The following is a 19,728-nucleotide window of genomic DNA, read 5'->3' as shown; positions in this document are numbered from 1 at the left end:
AGAACGCGCTGAAGGTAGTTGGCGTGGCGCCACCCCTGCCACCGACACCTGAGCCGGACACCTGACCGCGGCCGTGATCACAGTCACCACCCCGACGCCCACCGATCGCCGCGGCATCTCCTCATCCGACTTGATCCGAAAGGCCGGCAATGGCTGCTGACACTTCTCAAGGTCGCGAAGTATTCTCCACCCGCATAGCGTTCCTGCTGGCGGCGATCGGTTCCGCCGTGGGCCTGGGTAATATTTGGCGCTTCCCCTACGTCGCCTATGAAAACGGCGGCGGCGCATTCCTGATCCCCTACATGGTGGCTCTGATCACCGCGGGTATCCCCCTCCTCTTCCTCGACTACGCCATGGGCCACCGGTTCCGTGGCTCCGCTCCCCTCGCCTACCGCCGTCTGCGGACGTGGGCCGAGCCGGTCGGTTGGGTGCAGGTCGGCGTCTGTTTCATCATCACGATCTACTACGCGGCCATCATCGGCTGGGCGGCGCTCTACACCCTGAAGTCCTTCAACACGGCGTGGGGCAGCGACCCCAACACCTACTTCTTCGAGGACTTCCTCAAGTTCGACAGCACCCAGATGATGTCCATGGACATCGTCCCGCAGATCGCACTCGCGCTGGCGTTCGTGTGGGTTCTGGCCATCATAGTTCTCGCGATGGGCGTGGACGAGGGCATCGGACGCATCTCCAAGGTGTTCATGCCGATCCTGACGGTGCTGTTCATCCTCGTCGTCGGCTACTCCGTCACTCTGGAGGGCGCAGCTGAGGGCCTCGACGCCTTCTTCACCCCGAACTGGGCCGCGCTGAGCGATCCGGGCGTGTGGGTCGCCGCGTACGGCCAGATCTTCTTCTCCCTGTCGATCTGTTTCGGCATCATGCTGACGTACTCGTCCTACCTGAAGCCGCGCACCAACCTGACGGGCACCGGCCTGGTGACCGCGTTCGCGAACTCCTCCTTCGAGGTTCTCGCCGGCATCGGAGTCTTCTCCGCTCTCGGCTACATGGCCGTGCAGCAGAACGTCGCCGTCGACGAGGTCGCCACCTCCGGCATCGGCCTGGCGTTCATCGCCTTCCCGACGATCATCAACCAGATGCCACTGGGACCGGTCTTCGGTGTCATGTTCTTCGGCTGCCTGACGGTCGCCGGATTCACGTCACTGTTCTCCCTCCTCGAGGTCGTCGTCTCCGCGGTCAAGGACAAGCTCAACCTGCCGCGCAAGGCCACGGCTCTCAGCGTCGGTGTCGTCATGACCCTGATCTCCCTGACGCTGTTCGCCACGACCTCCGGTCTCGCGACGCTCGACATCATGGACAAGTTCGTCAACAACATCGGCATCGTCGGCATCGCACTGATCGCCATCATCATCCTCGACTGGATCCTCCGTCGTGCGGACGAGATGGCGCTGCACCTCAACGCGGTGTCCAGCTTCCGGGTCGGCAACCTGTGGCGGGTCTGCGTCGTGAACATCACCACCATCGTCCTCGGTTACACCCTCCTCCAGGAGCTCATCAGTCTCGTCCAGGAGAACTACGGCGGCTACACCGACCTCCAGATCAACCTCTGGGGCTGGGGCGTCGTCGGGCTGATCGTCGTCGCGGCGGTCGTCATGAGTCTCGTCCCGTGGCGCGGCAACATCGCCCTGGTCGGCCCTCCCGGCTCCGACTTCGGCGTCGACCCCGACCTGCAGCTCGAGATCACCACCCCGCAGAAATACGATCCGCAGCGCCCGCGTCACGCCGGCTTCGCGGTCGAACAGTTAGGAGCCCGCAAATGAGTGGTATCGCAATCATGATGATGATCCTGTTCATGGTGGTCATCTGGGGCGGCCTCCTGGTCAGCATCCTCGCCCTGCGCAAGCACCCCGACGACTCCTCCGGGATCCTCGGCGACTCGCACCTCGCGACGGACGATGTCCTGATCGAGCAGGAGAAGGCCGGTCCCCCGGCCCGCAACACCGACTGATCCGCCCCTGGTCCCAACCGGGCCCGAACCCGCCCCGACCGTCAACCACGGTCGCGGGCGGGTTTCCGGTTCCGGGGGGGGCGGGAACCGGGCCCTGCCCCACGTCCCGTCAGCCCACCATCGGGGCACCGTGTTCAGGCGCACACTGATTTAGGGCAATATAGGGATTGTGAACGACCCCCGCGATTCATCCGACAGCGTCTCCGACACCAGTCCCGGAGACGGCTCGCCGCTGTCCGGGCCCTTCGACTCGACGGCGTCGCCGCATCCGACGGGCGATCAGTCGCTGCGCGGGCCGGAGACCCTCGCCGACGAGGCCTCCCGGACGTTCGAGGAGTTCCAGCCCGACGCGCCCATCGACCGCTCGGAGATCATCGCCGAAGGCCTGCGCGAGTTCGCGGCCTGGTGCCTCCGACTGCTGATCGTCTCCGCCGCGACCTACATGGTCGGTTTCATTCTGCTGAAGGTGTGGCAGGGCGTCCTGCCGGTCGTCCTCGCCCTGATCGTCTCCTCCGTGCTCTACCAACCCGCCAGCTGGCTCCGGCGGCACGGCGTGCCCGGCGCACTGGCCGCGATCGTCACGATCGTCGGCACCCTCGCGTTATTCAGCGGGATGATCGCGCTGATGGCCCCCAGTGTCGCCCGACAGTCGCAGGCCCTCTACTACCAGGCGTTCGAGGGCGTCCAGCGGGTCCAGCTGTGGCTGCAGGATCCCCCCGTCCAGTTCCAGGGCAATGATCTGGGTGACTGGCTCGCCGAGGGGGCGACGTGGCTGCAGAAACAGGCCTCGACGATCGCCGGTGAGATCTTCGCCGGACTCGGTGTCGCGTCGACCATCCTCATCATGCTCGGCATCGTCCTGGTTCTGACCTTCTTCTTCCTCAAGGACGGCGACAGGTTCCTGCCCTGGCTGCGGGCGGTGACGGGGCCGAGGATCGGTTGGCACCTGACCGAACTCCTGACCCGTTCCTGGAACACCCTGTCAGGGTTCATCCGCGCACAGGCGGTCGTGGCGTTGATGGACGCGATGTTCATCGGTCTCGGCCTCGTGCTGATCGGGGTACCGATGGCGCTGGTCCTCGCGGTGCTCACCTTCATCGCCGGATTCATCCCCATCGTCGGCGCCGTCGTGGCGGGGGCACTGGCGGTACTCATCGCATTCGTGTCCCTGGGGATGACCGAGGCGGTCCTGGTGCTGATACTCGTGATCGCGGTCCAGCAGTTCGAGGGCTACGTCCTCTCCCCCTGGCTCCAGTCCAAGGCGATGAACCTGCACCCGGTGATCGTGCTGGTCTCCGTCACCGTCGGTGGTGGCCTGTTCGGCATCATGGGGGCATTCCTCGCGGTGCCCACGGCGGCGATGGTCGCGGTGCTCTTCCGGTACCTCTCGGACATGGTCGCGCTACGTGCCGGAGAGAAGACCGCGGACCAGATCGTCTTCGCCACCGTCGCCGGATCACTGACCGCCCGCCACGGCGAGGAGGCGGGGCGCAGGATGCGGGCGGCGCGACGCTCCGTCGGTGATGGGACCGGCGATCTGCGGACCCCCGGCGATGACGATGACAGGGACATGGGTGCCGCCCCGGGTCCGCCCACATCCGCGGCATATCGGGCCCGGTTCCAGGACGTCACCTCGAAATTCGCACACCTTTTCGACACGCCGCGCTAGCGCCCTCCCTGTGTCCGGTGCGGATGGCACAGTGGTTCCCATGAGTCCGTCCGTCACATTCCTCCTCACCCTGGTTCTCGGCATCGCGATCGGTGCGGTACTCGGCTGGCTCGCCCGCGGACAGAATTCCAGGGCGACCGCCACCGACGTCGAACGGCTCGCGGAGCTCGCCTCCGCGCAACTCCGGGCGGACACCGCCGAACGAACCTCCGCCGCCGCCGAACAGCTCACCGGACGGGTCAGCACCTCCCTCGCACCGCTGCAGCAGGCCGTGGTTCAGCTGAGCCAGCAGGTCCGGGCGCTGGAGCAGGAGCGGGTCGAGGCCTACGCCGCGTTGAGCAGTCAGGTGCAGTCGATGACGAGGACGTCGACGATGCTGTCGGACCGGACGGGCAAACTCGTCACGGCACTGCGCGCGCCCCAGGTCCGCGGCAGGTGGGGCGAGATGCAGCTGGAGCGGGTTGTGGAGATGGCCGGCATGGTGCGCTACTGCGACTTCGACACGCAGGTTTCCGCACGCGGACCGGAGGGCCCGCTCCGTCCCGATCTCGTGGTGCGCCTGTCCGGGGGCCGGACCATCATCGTGGACTCCAAGGTACCCTTCTCCGCGTATCTGGACGCCCTGGACACCGAGGACCCCGAGGAACACGCCGCCCACCTCCGCCGTCACGCGCACCAGCTGCGCACCCACGTCAATCAGCTGTCGTCGAAGAACTACTCGGCCGCGTTCGAGCGGACCCCCGAGTTCACCGTGCTCTTCGTCCCGGCCGATCCCTTCCTCGATGCCGCACTGACCACGGACCCCGAGCTGCTCGAGCACGCGTTCTCGCGGAACATCATCCTCGCGACACCGACGACGCTGGTCGCACTCCTACGCACCGTGGGACTCGGATGGCAGCAGGAGGCGGTCAACGAGCAGGCTGCGGCGATCCACCGGCTCGGACGGCAGCTGTATTCCCGGTTGAACACCATGGCGGAGCATTACAACAAGGTGGGTACCGCCCTGGATCGCGCGGTGGACGCCTACAACTCGACGTTGGGTTCCCTGGAGTCCCGGGTGATGGTCACCGCGCGCACCCTCAATGAAATGGAGGCCGGCCCCGGGGGATCCACCCGCCCCACTGTGCTGCGCCAGGCGACGGGGAGGGGCCGGAGGATCGCACCGGTGGAGGCTTCCGGCGCCCCGGAGTCCGGAACCGAGGATGCCTGAACGACGGGGCCCAGCCGCACCACGGGGTGACGGTACCGAATTTCAGCGCGGAAGTCGGTAACATAGCGTCTCGTGCCCCAGCAGCCTCCGAATCGGTCTAGTACCCGGCGCCCCGGCCCCTCAGCCCGGCGCGCCGGAATTCCGACATGGTGCTGTCCCGTCATCATGATCCTCGCGCTGGCGGTGGGGACGTTCGTCAGCATCGACCAGCAGCAGATCAGCGCCGTCTATCTCACACTCTTCGCCGCGTCGGCCCTCGGATGCACCCTCTTCGTGACACCCCGCGGACTCTGGTTGACCACCGCCGGTGTTCCGCTGTTGTTCGGTGTCGCCACCCCGGTAGCCGCGTGGACGATCGCCCGCTCCAGCGCCGCGGAGGGAAGCGACGCATTCTCAGCGACGGGCATCGCCACGGCGATCTATCCACTGGCCCAGCATTTCCCGATTCTCGCGGCGACCACCGTCGGGTGCATCCTCATCGCCGTTCTGCGCCTCACCCGGGTACGCCAGCTGCAGGCCATGGCCGAGCACACCCACCGTCAGGCCCGAAAGCAGATCACCGACGCCGAGCAGCGCAACATCGCCACCACTGCCAGGGCGCGCAGTGTCAGCGCCCGGGCCCGCCGGGAGAAGACCGAGGGTGACACCCGACCGACGGTCGCGGAGCTCCGCCGGAAGAGCGCGGAGGAAGCCGCACTGCGGCGCCGGCGGCTGCGGTCGGATTCCGGGGACGGCCGTGGGAACGGTGTACAGCGCCCCGTCCGACGGCCCGTAGAGGGGCCCGGTCGACCGCCCTCCGGGCAACAGGCCCAGCCCCAACGGAACCGCGACGAAGCGACCGGTACGCCACGCAAGCGGCGGGTGGTGTGGCCCGATCGACAGGTGGACGGTCAACCCGGACGGGAGCGGCCGGAGACACACCGGCCCCTCGGTCAGGATGACCGCCGTCCGGGCCCGGATGTCCGGCGCGAGCGCTATTCCGTCGGGGAACCCGCCCGTCGCCGGATTCAGGATCCGCGGGAACTGCGCCAGCGGGAGGATTCCTCCGACTACCCGCGCGGCCCGCGTCGCCGACCTGTCGCGCGCCCGCAGCGTCCCCGCAGGGAGCAGCACCTCATCGGGGAGGGCCGCGGGGCCGAGGGGTCCGTGTCCCGGTCCGGTCGTCCGGATCACGACACGGCGGAGGAGACGCCGCAGACGCCACCGAAGCGACGCCGACGGTGGCTGGACGACGATCTCTACAGCTGACCTCCGCCGGTGATCGGCGGCCATCACAGCGGTCACACGGTCCGTCACCGTTCGACCGCTGTCGTTCCTTCCGGTGTGTCCCGCATGATTCCCCTCCCACGGGAACAACGGGGACCGGCCGTGGTGACAGACCACCACGTGGAGCACGGAGAACACGGAACCTGCCGGTCGAGCCAGATCCCCCCGGGTCCATCACTCCCGGAGTCCGGTGAGTTGGTTCGCTTCGACGACCCCCCGCCCGGCAAACCGTACCGAAAGGACGGAGGGGAACGGGTCACCGGGGCAGGCGATCCCGGTTTTCCCCGTCATCCCCGGGGGCTGTCCCCGGGTCGCAGGGTCCGCGACAGGGTGAGTGTACGATTCCGCGAGCGGATGATCACCCCGCCGCCGCTCATCGCGTCGATCTCCACCCCGCGCGGAGGGACCACCGGTCCCGGAAGGCGGGAACGGTCACCCGGGCACCACCCGGTCGGTGGCGGTCAGCGACGTCCGACGGAGTCCTTCGGCCGCAGGTCACGGGGAAGGGCGAAGACCAGCTTCTCCGCGGCGGTGGTGACCTCCTCGACCTTCGAGTAGCCGTGCTCGGCGAGGAGCTCGAGGACGTCGCGGACGAGGATCTCCGGTACGGAGGCACCGGAGGTCACGCCGACGCAGCTGACCCCCTCGAACCATGCGGTGTCCACCTGCGAGGCGTAGTCGACGAGATAGCTCGCGTCGGTCCCGGCCTGGAGGGCGACCTCGACGAGGCGCTTGGAGTTCGAGGAGTTCTGGGATCCGACGACGATCATCAGCTGGCACTGTTCGGCGATGGCCTTGACCGCCACCTGGCGGTTCTGGGTCGCGTAGCAGATGTCGTCGGAGGGCGGATCCTGGAGTTGCGGGTACTTCTGCTTCAGCAGGTTGACGATGGTCATGGTCTCGTCAACGGAGAGCGTGGTCTGGGACAACCAGATGAGTTTCTCGCTGCCGTCGAAGTCGAGCTTGTCGACGCCCTCGACTCCATCGACGAGGTGGACGACGTCCGGAGCCTCGCCGGCGGTTCCCTCGACCTCCTCATGCCCCTCGTGTCCGATGAGCAGGATCTGGTATCCCTGCTTCGCGAACCGCTTCACCTCGTTGTGGACCTTGGTGACGAGCGGGCAGGTTGCGTCCAAGGTCTTGAGATCGAGTGTCCTGGCCTCCGCGTGCACGGCGGGGCTGACACCGTGCGCGGAAAAGACGAGGTGTGCGCCCTCCGGTACCTGGAAGGTCTCATCGACGAAGATCGCTCCGCGTTCGGCGAGGGTGTCCACGACATATCGGTTGTGCACGATCTCCTTACGCACGTACACCGGGGCGCCGTACTTCTCCAGGGCCCGCTCGACGGTCTCGACCGCGCGGTCGACCCCGGCACAGTAACCGCGCGGGGCGGCGAGCAGGACCTTTTTTTCGGTGGCTACGGGTGACGTCATGGGCTACAGCGTAACCAATGGTCCGGTTGAACGCCTACAATCAGGGTTTCGTAGCCGGCCGAGAGCACGGTTCCCGAAGCCCACGATCCCGAGTTCCCGTTAGGAGAAGCGCGCCTGTGAGTCAAGCAGCTCCCTCCGCCGACAATCCGTGGCCCGTCCGGGAGGTGAACGCCAAGGTCAAGGCCTGGATCGAACGTCTGGGACACATCTGGGTGGAGGGACAGCTCACGCAGATCAACGCGAAGCCGACCTGGAAGCTGTCCTACCTCACCCTCCGCGACACGGAAGCCGATGCCAGCGTGCAGCTGACCTGTTACACGTCGCTGCTCCGCAACTCGCCCACACCGCTCCGTGACGGGGAACGGGTGCTCGTGCACGGCAAGCCCGCGTTCTACCCCGGGCGGGGCAGTTTCTCACTGTGGGTGACCGAGATACGCCCGGTGGGCATCGGTGAATTGCTCGCCCGGATCGAGATGCTGCGCCGGACACTGGCCGCCGAGGGACTGTTCGACCCGGGGCGGAAGAAGCGATTGCCCTACCTGCCGAACTGCGTCGGGTTGATCACCGGCCGGGGCTCCGCCGCCGAGCGGGACGTGCTCTCCGTCGCGAGGGACCGGTGGCCGGAGGTTCGTTTCCGGGTCATCAACACGCCGGTCCAGGGGGCGACGGCCGCACCCGAGATCATCCGGGCCCTGGGAACGCTCGATGCCGACCCGGAGGTCGACGTGATCATCATCGCCCGCGGTGGTGGATCGGTGGAGGACCTCCTGCCCTTCTCGGAGGAGTCCCTGCAGCGGGCCGTCGCCGCTGCATCGACGCCGGTGGTCAGCGCGATCGGGCATGAGCCGGACACCCCGGTGCTGGACAACGTGGCGGATCTGCGCGCGGCCACCCCCACTGACGCCGCGAAGCGGGTGGTCCCCGATGTCGCCGAGCAGCGGGCCCTGATCCAGGAGCTGCGGGCGCGGAGCGCCCAGGCGCTGCGCGGCTGGGTGCAGCGCCAGTCGCAGGGCCTGCGGGATCTGCGCAGCCGCCCCGTCCTCGCGGACCCGATGCTGCCGATCACCCGGCGTTCGGACGAGCTCGCGCAGTTCGTCCGGCATCTCCGCGTCCAGGTGACCCACGATCTGGACAGGCAGGAGACCCGGATCCAGGCGCTCCGGTCGAGGGTGGCCACCCTGGGTCCGTCCGCCACGCTCGCCCGCGGCTACGCTGTCGTGCAGGTGGGGCCGGCCGGAGCCGAACCCGAGGTAGTCACCTCGATCGACCAGACCCCACCCGGGAGCCAGTTGCGTATCCGCGTCGCCGATGGCGCGATCACCGCGGCAACCATGGCGACCCGACCGGCTGACTGACCGGCCCCACCCGAGATCGATACAGGAGAGAGACGACGTGAACAGTGACGCTGTAGGTACGGGACAGCCGAAGGAGAACGCCTTTCCCCCGGTCGCGGAACTCAACTATGAGGCCGCACGGGATGAACTGGTGGAGATCGTCAAGATCCTCGAGCACGGCCAGATGCCGCTGGACGAGTCCCTGAGGTTCTGGGAGCGCGGCGAGGCGCTGGCCAGACGCTGCGAGGAGCATCTCGATGGTGCCAGGAACCGGGTCGAGGCCATCCTGCGGTCCGGAGACGCGGACGCACCGGCGGAGGGCGCCCCGGACTCCGAGTGACACCGGGCCCCGGGTTCGCGCCGGCTCAGTTCCGGATCGGCTCAGCGACCAGGGTGTTGTGGATGAGCTGGCGGAATTCCCCTTCGTCGGCGGTTCCCGCGAACACGAGAGTGACATCGCTCAAGGTGGTCGTCCAGACGGTGTCGGCGGTATCCTCGAAAGGCGTCCAGACCGTGAACTCCCGACCGTCCACCTCACGGGACCCGTTGACTTCGCGGGGGTGTGCGTCGATCTGCTTCACGGCGTCCTCCGCGGGTTGATCGGTCTGCAGGAGCTGGAGATACCCCCGGTCCGCGGTGACCCAACCGATGAGCGGGGCGGGTGTGTTGTTGACCGGGTGCCTGCGGGCGGAGTTCGCCACCCACCCCCCGGGGTTTTCGGGCAGCCTGACCGGGAACGTCACCGCCCGTGCCTGGAGGTCGAGGAAGCTCTGCGCGTCGACCTCGCGGACGGGCCCGTTCTCCACGGGATCCTTGCGGAGGGAGCACATCCCGGTGAAGGTGACGACGAGCGCCATGATGACGACGATGACCAGCAGAGACATCACCATGTCCCTGCTGTCCTGGAAGATACGGGGTTTGTTTTCGGCCACGGGACCCAGTATGTCAGAACCCTCTCTGTGAGCTCCCGCCCGGCTGACGGCGGCCTCCGATGGCGCCGGACACCTCGGTACGGGGGTGAAACAGACGTCTGGACCGAACAGGTTGTCCCCCACGCTGCCAAGAAAGTGCAACAATGGGAGACAGCGGACGCACGGACAGATCCCGGCCGCAGTACCGCGCACGTGCGGGGATGCGCCGGGTGCGCCTCCTGGAGGAACATGGCTGCGCGCCCGCAGCTGAAGAACACATGACCTACGACTACAAACAAGCGGTCATATTCCGTCCCGCCCGCTGTGCCGGCTGTTTTCCCGGCAACGGTGGAGGGGCGGGGCCGCACATGAGCGCCTTACAGGAGGCACTGACATCATGAGCATCGAGAAACCCGAGCGTCCGGACCGCAACCTCGCGATGGAACTCGTCCGCGTCACCGAGGCAGGCGCACTGGCATCCGGCAGGTGGGTTGGACGCGGCAAGAAGAACGAGGGCGACGGCGCTGCAGTCGATGCGATGCGAAAGCTCATCAACTCCGTCAACATGCGTGGTGTCATCGTCATCGGTGAGGGCGAGAAGGACGAAGCCCCCATGCTGTTCAACGGAGAGGAAGTCGGCACCGGTGAAGGTGCCGACGTCGACATCGCCGTCGACCCGGTCGACGGTACGACACTGATGGCGGAGGGCCGGCCGAACGCCATCTCGGTGCTCGCCGCAGCGGAACGTGGCTCGATGTACGACCCGTCCGCGGTCTTCTACATGGACAAGATAGCGTGCGGCCCGGAGTCCGCCGGCAAGATCGACATCCTCGCCCCCGTCGAGTACAACATCAAGGCCGTGGCGAAGGGCAAGGGGATCCCGGTGCATGACGTGACCGTCGTCGTGCTGGACCGCCCGCGCCACCGCTCGCTGATCGCGGACATCCGCGAGGCCGGCGCGAAGATCCGCCTCATCCGCGACGGCGACGTCGCCGGTGCGGTCGCAGCTGCGCAGACCACCAACTCGGTTGACCTGATGATGGGCATCGGTGGTACCCCGGAGGGCATCATCACCGCCTGCGCGATGAAGTGCATGGGTGGCGAGATCCAGGGCAAGCTCCATCCCACCAGCGACGAGGAACGCCAGCGCGCACTCGACGCCGGCCACGATCTCGACCGGGTGCTGTTCACCGACGATCTTGTCCGCTCGGACAACTGCTACTTCGTCGCGACCGGTGTGACCAAGGGAGACATGCTGCGGGGCGTGACCTACCGCGCGTCCTCCGCCACGACGCGTTCCCTGGTCATGCGCTCCCGCTCCGGCACGGTGCGCCACATCGAGTCGGTGCACCAGCTCGCGAAGCTCCAGGAGTACTCGGTCGTTGACTACGGCTCCTAGATCGATCAGGTGCCGGGGCGCATGACCCCGGGCCATCTGAGGGCGCCTCTCCCGGTCACCGGGGCTGGCGCCCTCACCGCATTTCGGGAGGAACACAAACACGCCGGGGCAGGTATCGATTCCCGCCTGCCACCCCCGAATGTGTGCACACGCAACCTCCGGTCGCGGCCCTGCCCTGCGATCTGCTTCACAGGACACGGTTCAGGGTGACGGGAACCTGACGGCCCCCGGGTTTTTCCGCCATACTTGGATCAGCTGCACCGCACGACGCCCGGGTCTCCTTCCGTACCTCCCGGGCACCTCCGCGGTGTGACATCCACACACACAATGAAGAGGTTGGTTATTCATGACTGAGCAGGAATTCCGCATCGAACATGACACCATGGGCGAGGTCAAGGTACCCGCGAAGGCCCTGTGGCGCGCCCAGACCCAGCGTGCGGTCGAGAACTTCCCGATCTCCGGCCGCGGCCTGGAGTCCGCGCAGATCCGCGCGATGGGTCTGCTGAAGGCGGCCTGCGCCCGCGTGAATCTCGACCGTGGCCTGCTCGACGAGGAGAAGGCCAACGCCATCATCGCCGCGGCGAAGGAGATCGCCGAGGGCAAGCACGACGACGAGTTCCCCATCGATGTCTTCCAGACCGGCTCAGGAACCTCGTCCAACATGAACACCAATGAGGTCATCGCCTCCATCGCGGGCAGGAACGGCGTCGAGGTCCACCCCAACGACCACGTCAACATGGGCCAGTCCTCGAACGACACCTTCCCCACCGCGACGCACGTCGCCGCCACCGAAGCCGCGGTCAAGGACCTCATCCCGGGCCTGAAGGTCCTGCAGGAGTCCCTGGCAAAGAAGGCCACGGAGTGGGAGAACGTCGTCAAGTCCGGCCGCACCCACCTGATGGACGCCGTCCCAGTCACCCTCGGCCAGGAGTTCTCGGGCTACGCCCGCCAGATCGAGGCCGGCATCGAGCGGGTCGAGGCAACTCTCCCGCGTCTCGGTGAATTGCCCATCGGCGGTACCGCCGTCGGCACCGGCCTGAACACCCCGGCCGACTTCGGTGCCAAGGTCACCGTGGAGCTCAAGGACCTGACCGGGGTCGAGGAACTGCGCGAGTGCGTTAACCACTTCGAGGCCCAGGCCAACCGCGACGCGCTGGTCGAGTTCTCCGGTGCGATGCGTACCATCGCCGTCTCCCTGAACAAGATCGCCAACGACATCCGCTGGATGGGCTCCGGCCCGCTCACCGGCCTCGGCGAGATCCACCTGCCCGACCTGCAGCCCGGTTCCTCCATCATGCCCGGCAAGGTCAACCCGGTGCTGTGTGAGACCGCGACCCAGGTCGCCGCACAGGTCATCGGTAACGATGCCGCGGTCGCCTTCGGCGGCTCCCAGGGCGCGTTCGAGCTGAATGTGTTCATCCCGGTCATGGCCCGCAACGTCCTCGAGTCCGCACGCCTGCTGGCCAACACCTCGCGCGTGTTTGCGGAACGTCTCGTCGACGGCATCGAGCCGAACGAGGAGCGCATGAAGACTCTGGCGGAGTCGTCCCCGTCCATCGTGACGCCCCTGAACTCGGCGATCGGCTACGAGAATGCCGCGAAGGTCGCCAAGACAGCACTGAAGGAAGGCAAGACCATCCGCCAGACGGTGATCGATCTCGGTTTCGTCGACGGCGACAAGCTCACCGAGGAAGAGCTGGACAAGCGTCTCGACGTTCTCGCGATGTGCAACACGGACCGCGACGCGAAGTAGTTTCCCCGCAGCTCCACCCCTTCTGTCCGGGTGGGATCCGACCCCCGCAGCCGTTCTCGCGCTGCGGGGGTTTCCCGTGTTGCCGCAGGACATTCCCCGGGCCATGGTCAGTGTCACAGCTTCCCCACACAGCACCTAATTTCACTCCGTGCATTTTTGCACTTAGTGCATTTTTGGGCGTACAGTAACGGACATGACCAACGACAATGTCCCGCTGCGCGAGGCGAAGCGACTGGCGACACGGGCGGCGATAGACGATCACGCGACACGGCTCGTCCTCGAGCACGGATTCGACGCTGTCACCGTCGAGGACATCTGCTCCGCCGCGGGAATCTCGAGGCGCACGTTCTTCAACTACGTCGACTCCAAGGAGACCGCCGTCATCGGTGAACAACCCCGACCCCTGACCGAGGAGGAGGTGACCGACTTCGTCTCGGACCGTCATCCGGATCTCTTCCACGCGGTGATGCGGTGCGCGTTCCGGATGAGCAACCTTTTCCGGCCCTGTGCCGGCGACCTGGCCACACCGTCCACGGTCGACACCGGAGAGCTGCTGCGCCGACGGCGACGGATCTGCCGGGCGGAACCCCGGCTCTCCCTGCAACGGACCGCCAGATACCCGGACATCCACGACAGCCTGATCGACACCGTCACCTCCTATCTCCGGGCATGGCCGGCCGAACGACGGCTCCCCGAGGCCACCCCCCGGGCCGAGGCGATGACCGTCGTCGCCGTGTCCACCACCGCCATCAGGCTGGGGTTCCACCTCTGGATGGAGGGATCGGACCCCACGGCCGACAACCTGCGGACCCGGTGCACCGACGCACTCGAGGACATGACCCGACTACTCACGAAGGAGGTCGAGAACGCGTGAGCCGCGCACTGACCACAACCACACCGGAGACCTCACCCTCCACCCGTGCGGAACAGCCCCGACTGCCGCTGATCTTCACCGCGCTGATCCTGGCCATGCTGATGAGCGCCCTCGGCCAGATGATCTTCTCCGCGGCCCTGCCGACGATCGTCGGCGAACTGGGCGGTGTCGAGCACATGACGTGGGTCATCACCGCATTCCTGCTCGGGCAGACGATCTCGCTCCCGATCTTCGGGAAACTGGGTGACCAGTTCGGCCGGAAGTACCTGTTCATGTTCGCGGTGTGTCTGTTCATGGCCGGCTCCGCGCTGGGTGGATTCGCGGGCTCGATGGATGTTCTCATCCTGGCCCGGGCGATCCAGGGGGTCGCCGGTGGCGGACTCATGATCCTCTCCCAGGCGATCACCGCCGATGTCGTCTCCGCCCGACAGCGTGGAAAATACATGGGTATCATGGGATCGATTTTCGGACTGTCGTCCGTCCTCGGCCCGGTCCTCGGTGGCTGGTTCACCGACGGCCCCGGCTGGCGCTGGGGCCTCTGGTTGAACATACCGATGGGCGCCCTGACGCTCGTGGGTATCGCACTGTTCCTCACTCTGCCGAACCACGCGCAGGGCGGAAAACTCGACTGGGCCGGGATGGCGACGATGGCACTGGCCACGACGAGCTTCATCCTCACCGTCACCTGGGGAGGCAGGGAGTACGACTGGACCTCCCCCGCCATCCTGGGACTGATCACGGCCGCAGTGGTGTTCTCCGTTCTCTTCATCATCGTGGAGCGGAGAGCCCCGGATCCACTCGTCCCCATGTGGCTGTTCAGCAACCACAATTTCCGGCTGACCACCGCCGCCGGTCTCATCGCGGGGATCTTCATGTTCGGATCCCTGGCGTACATGCCGACCTACCTGCAGATGGTGCACTCCATGAGTCCGACCGAGGCCGGTCTGATGATGGTGCCGATGATGATCGGGCTCATGGGTACATCAGTGGTGGTGGGTGCGCTGGTCACCCGAACCGGCCGATACCGGATCTATCCGGTCGTCGGAATGGCGGTCACCGGACTCGCACTGTGGTTGTTGTCCGGCCTCTCCCACGATTCCTCGCTCCCCGAGGTCGGCGGCTACCTGTTCGTGCTCGGGTTCGGACTCGGTTGTGCGATGCAGATCCTCGTCCTGATCGTCCAGAATTCCTTTCCGATCGCGGTGGTGGGAACCGCGACCGCAGCGAACAACTTCTTCAGACAGATCGGCGGCGCCGCCGGCTCCGCCCTGGTCGGCGGGATCTTCGTCAGCAACCTGTCCGGTCTGCTCAACGACCGTCTCCCGGCGGCCCTGTCGCAACTCGGCGAGGGCGCTGCGGAGACCGGTGCGAGGATCTCGGGACACGGCGCCAACCTCACCCCCGGGCTGGTGCAGTCACTGCCGACCCCGGTCCGTATCGCCATCGACGCGGCCTACAGCGACGCGCTCACCCCCGTGTTCGCGCTTCTCGCACCTCTCGCCATCCTCTCTGCGGTGGTTCTGTTCTTCGTCCACGAGGAGCGGCTGAAGGAAACCGTGAGCTAGTGGACCACTCCGGGTGACAGACGAAAGACGTGGACGTCCCCACCTCAATCGGGTGGACGTCCACGTCCGTGTGCCGAGCCGGACCGGAAGCTCCGCAGATCAGAACGTCTCGGGCTTGGGCAGGAGCTTCTCCCAGATGACGGTGTCGCGCCATTGCCCGGCGAGCTCCCCGTAGGGCATCTTGGCGAGGTGGCTCAGGATGCCCGCCTTCTCGAAGCCACGGGACTGGTGGAGCTTCGTCGATCCGGTGTTCTCCGGGAAGATCCACGAGTGGATGGCCCACTTCTCCAGTTCGATGCACTTCTCGATGAGGGTGTCCAGCAGTGCACCGGCCACGCCACGGCCCTGGGCCCTGGGATCGATGTAGATCGAGTCCTCGACGACCCCGTGGAAGACCTCACGCTGCGAGATCGGCGCCGCCGACACCCAGCCCAGAACAGTCTCGTTGTCGGACCGTTCAACCGCGACGAAAGCACATTCCATGATCTTCCGTCCGTTGAACTCCTCCCACGTCAACGCGTGACGTTCATAGCTCGCATGTCCGGTGTCGAGGCCGCGCTCGTAGATGTGCCGGACCTGACCGTAGTCGTCCTCGGTCAGCGGTCGGATGATGAAATCGCGTTCAGACATGAACGGAAGGATATTGTGCTCGATGCCACACAGCAACCTGAGAGTTCCGGGAAGCATCTGACCAGCACCTTCTCCCCGAGCGCCTTTTCCTGTGCCACCGGTGGGGCCACCGGTCCGGAAATGAGAAAAACCCCGGGGACTGCCGGGGTTTTTCTCATCAGCTCCTCACCTGATCGTCAGGCTAGGGAGGGGAACGGATTCACCGGATTAGTTCTTCTCGATCGTGGGACCCCAGGTACCGTCGGTCTGGGACCAGATGATGTCGCCGTGCTGGAAGTTCTGGGTCCATCCGTTGCCGTCCTGGCGCTCAACCTCGTACGCGGTGGGCATACCCAGGTCAGACTCGAGTCCCCCCTCGGCCATCCAGGTCTCGGCGATCTTGCCGTTCAGACGCTGAGCGCCGGTTTCCTTGGAGTAGGCGATGTAGTAGCCCTTGTTGAATGCCGCGAGATAGCGGCCGTGCTTCTCCTTGAGGTCGGTCAGCTTACCGAGGTGACCGGCCGTACCACCCATGGACTCGTACATCTCGACGATCGGGGTCGGGACGGCGATCTCCTTGCCTGAGGCGTCAGTGACCTCCGTCTTGTGCTCGACGTCATCCTTGGCGTCCTTGGCGTCGCGAGCGGCATCCTCGGCGCCGTCCTTGGCCTTGTCGGCACCGTCCTTCGCGGCATCCTTGGCGTCGCGAGCGGCATCCTCGGCGCCGTCCTTGGCCTTGTCGGCGCCATCCTTCGCGGCATCCTTGGCGTCGCGAGCGGCATCCTCGGCGCCGTCCTTGGCCTTGTCGGCACCGTCCTTCGCGGCATCCTTGGCGTCGGAGGCGGCTTCCGAAACCTTGTCAGCTGCCGAATCCATGTCATTCTTGGCGTCCTGCGAGCAGGCGACCGCACTGAAGGAGAGGCTCAGTGCAGCAACACCGGCTAGAACGCGGGCACGGGTCTTTTTTGTCATTTAAAATAAATCCTAAGCATATGGGATGGACAGTACAACTACATACTATGACACCCATGAGAGGATGCCAATCCTGATACACTAGGACCGCCACCGCCTACCGTATGCGATCCCACCTCCTCAGGTTCGGACATCCAGGTGACATCCTCACTTCCGCCTCCGTCCACGGGAGGATCTTCCCGCTCCACGGCCGGACGCCTTGCTGCGGAACTTCTCCCCCGCAGCCGTCCGGCGCGCCTTCTTCGCGGAAGCCTTCTCCGACGCGGTCCGCTTCGGTTGAGTGGTTCTGGAGCTGGCCCCTGTCCTGCCCCTCGCGATGCCCACGAAATCCTGGATCGCGTCGCAGTCGTCGACCACCCGCCACACCAGAGCGATCGTCGTCGGACATCCGTCGCGGTAACCGCGGTTCTCGGTGCGTCGGGAGCCCAGCCGCCTCAGCAGTGGCCGCGGAGCGAGGACCACACCGACACCTGTCGCGACGACGCCCACCGCCTCCCCCACCGCCCGGACGTCGACGATTCCGTCGGCATCCGGGCGGTGGAAAACCGTCTGATCCGAGATCTCATCCCTGCCGAGCGTGTCCAGCAGGGTGAGTTCGCTGTCCTTGGGGACCGCGATACCGGGTTCCTCCTCGTAGAGACGCACGAGGTGGTGGGTGTCATCTATCCGGGGATCCGGTAACCGGACGAGCGCCAGATCCACCCGACCACCGATGAGCTCCGCCATCGGATCGTGGCTTTCCCCGGTCACCGGTTCCCGGTGGCCGGTCCGTTCCGCGAACCGGTCGAACCACTTCCCGGGTGCCGTACCCGTGACGAAACTGATGGACAGAGCACGCTCGGAGCTACGGGGATTCATGCACGGAATGTTACCGTGAGACAATGACAGACTCTGAAGTACGCCCGCCGTCGAGCACCGCGATGAAACCGCTCACCGCCGCCAAGAAACTGGGCATCTACCTGCCTGCGGCACCCGAGGAGTTCCAGCGCAACGCGCTGACCCACGCGGAGTTCTCTGAACTGCAGCACAATCCCCCGCAGTGGTTGACGGATCTCCGGGCCACCGGCCCCCATCCCCGCCCGGAGGTCGCCCGGAAGCTGGGGGTCACAGTCGCCGCACTCAAACGAAACGACATGGACCGGCCGCTGACCACCGCGGAGATCAAGGACCTTCTCGCCGATCAGCCGGAATGGCTGCGAAAGGCCAGGACCACACTCGCCGAGGAGCGTGCTGCCGCAGCCGCCCGCGAAGCCACCACCGCGGACGAGGGAACCCCGGAAGAGGGTTAGCACCCGTTTCCGCGGCAGCTGCGGACAGCCGCGGGAAAAGAACCCACGGTGGGTCGACGAAGAAGCGTCGGGACCGTACCGCACGAGAAACAGGTGGCCGATCTCCGGCACGGTCCCGCTCCACTGGTTTGGCTTGTTTTTGCTGAACAGGTCACCACACCGCTCCGGCATTCGGGTGATGCCCGGGTGCCTCGCCCCGGGGGATGAGCACAGCGGCTACGGGGTCCCACTTCCCGGGTGTTTCCTCGGGCAACCGTATGTTTCCGTCCGAAGGTCGCCGGTACCGCCATGCCGTGAGGATGTGCAGTGAACCCCGGCGTGGGCCATACCCGCCGTAGGGTCGGAGGATCCGGGCATTGGCGGGATGAGGACTGCATCGCCGACGCCGGTCACGGTGTCGACAGCCCCCGTGTCTCGCGGTGGGGTGTCCCATTAAGATGTGATCTTCGCCGTGGGGTTCCACTCTTTCGGGGGACGGGCACACGGGAGATGGCAGGGTATTCCCCCACTTTCGTGGCCGCGTCCGCCCACCCGTAGCCCGGTCCCCGGGGCCCGCGTCTACGCGCGTACCGGGTGCCCGGGCGTAAGTCCAGAATTCCGCGGGGCGAAAAAAGTGGGCGATGGAGAAACCAGCGGCCCCTCAGATCGTCGACGGCGTCACAACAGGTGCCTGTCCACGGGAGTGGATTCGCTCATCCTCCACGACTACCGATGAAGAGGACGTCGACCCGGCGAGCGAGCAGGACATCAACAATCGAGCTGTGCACGGTTCTGGACCAACCGGAAGGTCAGAGCATGCCCAGTGAGGTATTCCGGCCCGGACCGGCCGGTCGCAGCACTGCGACACACCACCGGTCGACGTGGTCGCGGACATCCGGCATACTCTCATCCGCCGGCGGGAAGTTCCGGGGGAACTCGACAGCTTATTGACGTCCAGCTAATTTCGGCTCCATCGGCACTCGACGGAAGAGCGTCTACGGAAGTAGCCGAAGATCCTTGTGGAGTCGGGGTGATAGTTGCGGCGCCGGCAATGCTCCACCCGGCAGCCCGTGGACCACCGGGAGCTTCACGGAACGCCCGAACACGGTTGCCTCCCACCGGTGTCACGCCGATGGCGCTTCCTCCATCAACGGAGCTGGATCAGCGACCGGTTTCCTGTGGTGGGAGACACCACTCCCTGACACCGTGGACCACCGGCCCCCAGACCACCTGCGACAACTGACCAGCTGAGATCCGCACACCGATCAGAGCGGTCGTCGATGATGCTGAGAGAAAATGACTGTCCACCAGCAGAACTGATCGGAAAAGGCGGTCCGTCTGGACAGCGGATCGCCACGTGAGGGATTGAACGTATCTTCTGCCGGTGCCTCAGAAGGAGATGCCGAACGGTCGGGGCTGTGGGCCGGTGTCGCAGATGTACCGGCATGGCACGGCGCCACTTCCGGGGCGACGGGAGATGACGTGGCGGTGTCGGCACC

17 protein-coding genes are annotated in these 19,728 nt (G+C 66.1%); 12 read left to right on the top strand and 5 right to left on the bottom strand.

Going from position 1 to position 19,728, the window contains the following annotated elements; genetic code table 11:
• Positions 1–149: 149 nt before the first annotated feature.
• The 5 genes from JIM95_RS08245 to JIM95_RS08225 all read left to right on the top strand — a co-directional run bounded on the left by JIM95_RS08245 (position 150) and on the right by JIM95_RS08225 (position 6,093).
• Positions 150–1,778 (top strand): sodium-dependent transporter, encoded by a 1,629-nt coding sequence (locus JIM95_RS08245; RefSeq protein ID WP_200259893.1) that lies wholly within the window; start codon positions 150–152, stop codon positions 1,776–1,778.
• The gene (metS, locus tag JIM95_RS08240; protein ID WP_198735548.1) at positions 1,775–1,966 is read left to right on the top strand and encodes a methionine/alanine import NSS transporter subunit MetS; all 192 of its coding nucleotides are present in this window, start codon (positions 1,775–1,777) and stop codon (positions 1,964–1,966) included. Before JIM95_RS08245 ends, metS begins: the two co-directional genes overlap by 4 nt.
• Before the next feature lie 286 nt (positions 1,967–2,252).
• Positions 2,253–3,635 carry an AI-2E family transporter gene (locus JIM95_RS08235; protein WP_234034707.1) on the top strand — a complete coding sequence of 461 codons (1,383 nt, stop codon included), beginning with the start codon at positions 2,253–2,255 and terminating at the stop codon, positions 3,633–3,635.
• A 40-nt stretch (positions 3,636–3,675) separates the two neighbouring features.
• A complete protein-coding gene (locus JIM95_RS08230; protein ID WP_200259890.1) occupies positions 3,676–4,845 on the top strand; it encodes a DNA recombination protein RmuC in 1,170 nt (389 codons plus the stop codon).
• 72 nt (positions 4,846–4,917) lie between these two features.
• Positions 4,918–6,093, top strand: a complete 1,176-nt coding sequence (locus JIM95_RS08225; protein WP_323373338.1) for a DUF6542 domain-containing protein — start codon at positions 4,918–4,920, stop codon at positions 6,091–6,093.
• Between the two features lie 479 nt (positions 6,094–6,572).
• Here the strand turns inward: JIM95_RS08225 and JIM95_RS08220 are convergent, their stop codons facing one another.
• On the bottom strand, positions 6,573–7,544 hold the full coding sequence (locus tag JIM95_RS08220; protein WP_200259884.1) for a 4-hydroxy-3-methylbut-2-enyl diphosphate reductase: 972 nt from the start codon (positions 7,542–7,544) through the stop codon (positions 6,573–6,575).
• 116 nt (positions 7,545–7,660) lie between these two features.
• Between JIM95_RS08220 and xseA the strand changes: the two genes are divergently transcribed.
• Both xseA and JIM95_RS08210 read left to right on the top strand, forming a co-directional pair.
• On the top strand, positions 7,661–8,899 hold the full coding sequence (xseA, locus tag JIM95_RS08215; protein ID WP_248232448.1) for an exodeoxyribonuclease VII large subunit: 1,239 nt from the start codon (positions 7,661–7,663) through the stop codon (positions 8,897–8,899).
• A 37-nt stretch (positions 8,900–8,936) separates the two neighbouring features.
• Positions 8,937–9,218 (top strand): exodeoxyribonuclease VII small subunit, encoded by a 282-nt coding sequence (locus JIM95_RS08210; protein ID WP_248113517.1) that lies wholly within the window; start codon positions 8,937–8,939, stop codon positions 9,216–9,218.
• Positions 9,219–9,243: 25 nt separating this feature from the next.
• On the opposite strand, the gene JIM95_RS08205 is transcribed toward JIM95_RS08210, so the two are convergent.
• On the bottom strand, positions 9,244–9,810 hold the full coding sequence (locus tag JIM95_RS08205) for a DUF4245 domain-containing protein (RefSeq protein WP_200259876.1): 567 nt from the start codon (positions 9,808–9,810) through the stop codon (positions 9,244–9,246).
• A 376-nt stretch (positions 9,811–10,186) separates the two neighbouring features.
• Between JIM95_RS08205 and glpX the strand changes: the two genes are divergently transcribed.
• From glpX to JIM95_RS08185, 4 genes are all read left to right on the top strand, one after another.
• Positions 10,187–11,188, top strand: coding sequence for a class II fructose-bisphosphatase (gene glpX / locus JIM95_RS08200; protein ID WP_198737491.1), 1,002 nt, complete (start codon positions 10,187–10,189; stop codon positions 11,186–11,188).
• 346 nt (positions 11,189–11,534) lie between these two features.
• Positions 11,535–12,941 carry a class II fumarate hydratase gene (locus tag JIM95_RS08195; RefSeq protein WP_200259873.1) on the top strand — a complete coding sequence of 469 codons (1,407 nt, stop codon included), beginning with the start codon at positions 11,535–11,537 and terminating at the stop codon, positions 12,939–12,941.
• Positions 12,942–13,134: 193 nt separating this feature from the next.
• The gene (locus JIM95_RS08190) at positions 13,135–13,815 is read left to right on the top strand and encodes a TetR/AcrR family transcriptional regulator (RefSeq protein ID WP_234034674.1); all 681 of its coding nucleotides are present in this window, start codon (positions 13,135–13,137) and stop codon (positions 13,813–13,815) included.
• Between the two features lie 8 nt (positions 13,816–13,823).
• Positions 13,824–15,380: an MDR family MFS transporter gene (locus JIM95_RS08185; protein WP_234034705.1), complete on the top strand. Its 1,557-nt coding sequence runs from the start codon at positions 13,824–13,826 to the stop codon at positions 15,378–15,380.
• A gap of 99 nt (positions 15,381–15,479) precedes the next feature.
• On the opposite strand, the gene JIM95_RS08180 is transcribed toward JIM95_RS08185, so the two are convergent.
• The 3 genes from JIM95_RS08180 to JIM95_RS08170 all read right to left on the bottom strand — a co-directional run bounded on the left by JIM95_RS08180 (position 15,480) and on the right by JIM95_RS08170 (position 17,819).
• Positions 15,480–16,010, bottom strand: coding sequence for a GNAT family N-acetyltransferase (locus tag JIM95_RS08180; protein ID WP_200259867.1), 531 nt, complete (start codon positions 16,008–16,010; stop codon positions 15,480–15,482).
• 207 nt (positions 16,011–16,217) lie between these two features.
• Positions 16,218–16,961: an LGFP repeat-containing protein gene (locus JIM95_RS08175; protein ID WP_200259864.1), complete on the bottom strand. Its 744-nt coding sequence runs from the start codon at positions 16,959–16,961 to the stop codon at positions 16,218–16,220.
• Positions 16,962–17,108: 147 nt separating this feature from the next.
• Positions 17,109–17,819: a type 2 periplasmic-binding domain-containing protein gene (locus JIM95_RS08170; RefSeq protein WP_200259861.1), complete on the bottom strand. Its 711-nt coding sequence runs from the start codon at positions 17,817–17,819 to the stop codon at positions 17,109–17,111.
• Between the two features lie 23 nt (positions 17,820–17,842).
• Here JIM95_RS08170 and JIM95_RS08165 point away from each other — a divergent pair, with 23 nt between their 5' ends.
• Positions 17,843–18,250: a DUF5997 family protein gene (locus JIM95_RS08165; RefSeq protein WP_200259857.1), complete on the top strand. Its 408-nt coding sequence runs from the start codon at positions 17,843–17,845 to the stop codon at positions 18,248–18,250.
• Positions 18,251–19,728 lie beyond the last annotated feature (1,478 nt).

Source organism: Corynebacterium antarcticum (assembly GCF_016595285.2).
Lineage (GTDB): Bacteria > Actinomycetota > Actinomycetes > Mycobacteriales > Mycobacteriaceae > Corynebacterium > Corynebacterium antarcticum.
Note: the sequence above shows the minus strand (reverse complement) of the source record. Positions and strands in the feature narration are given on the sequence as shown.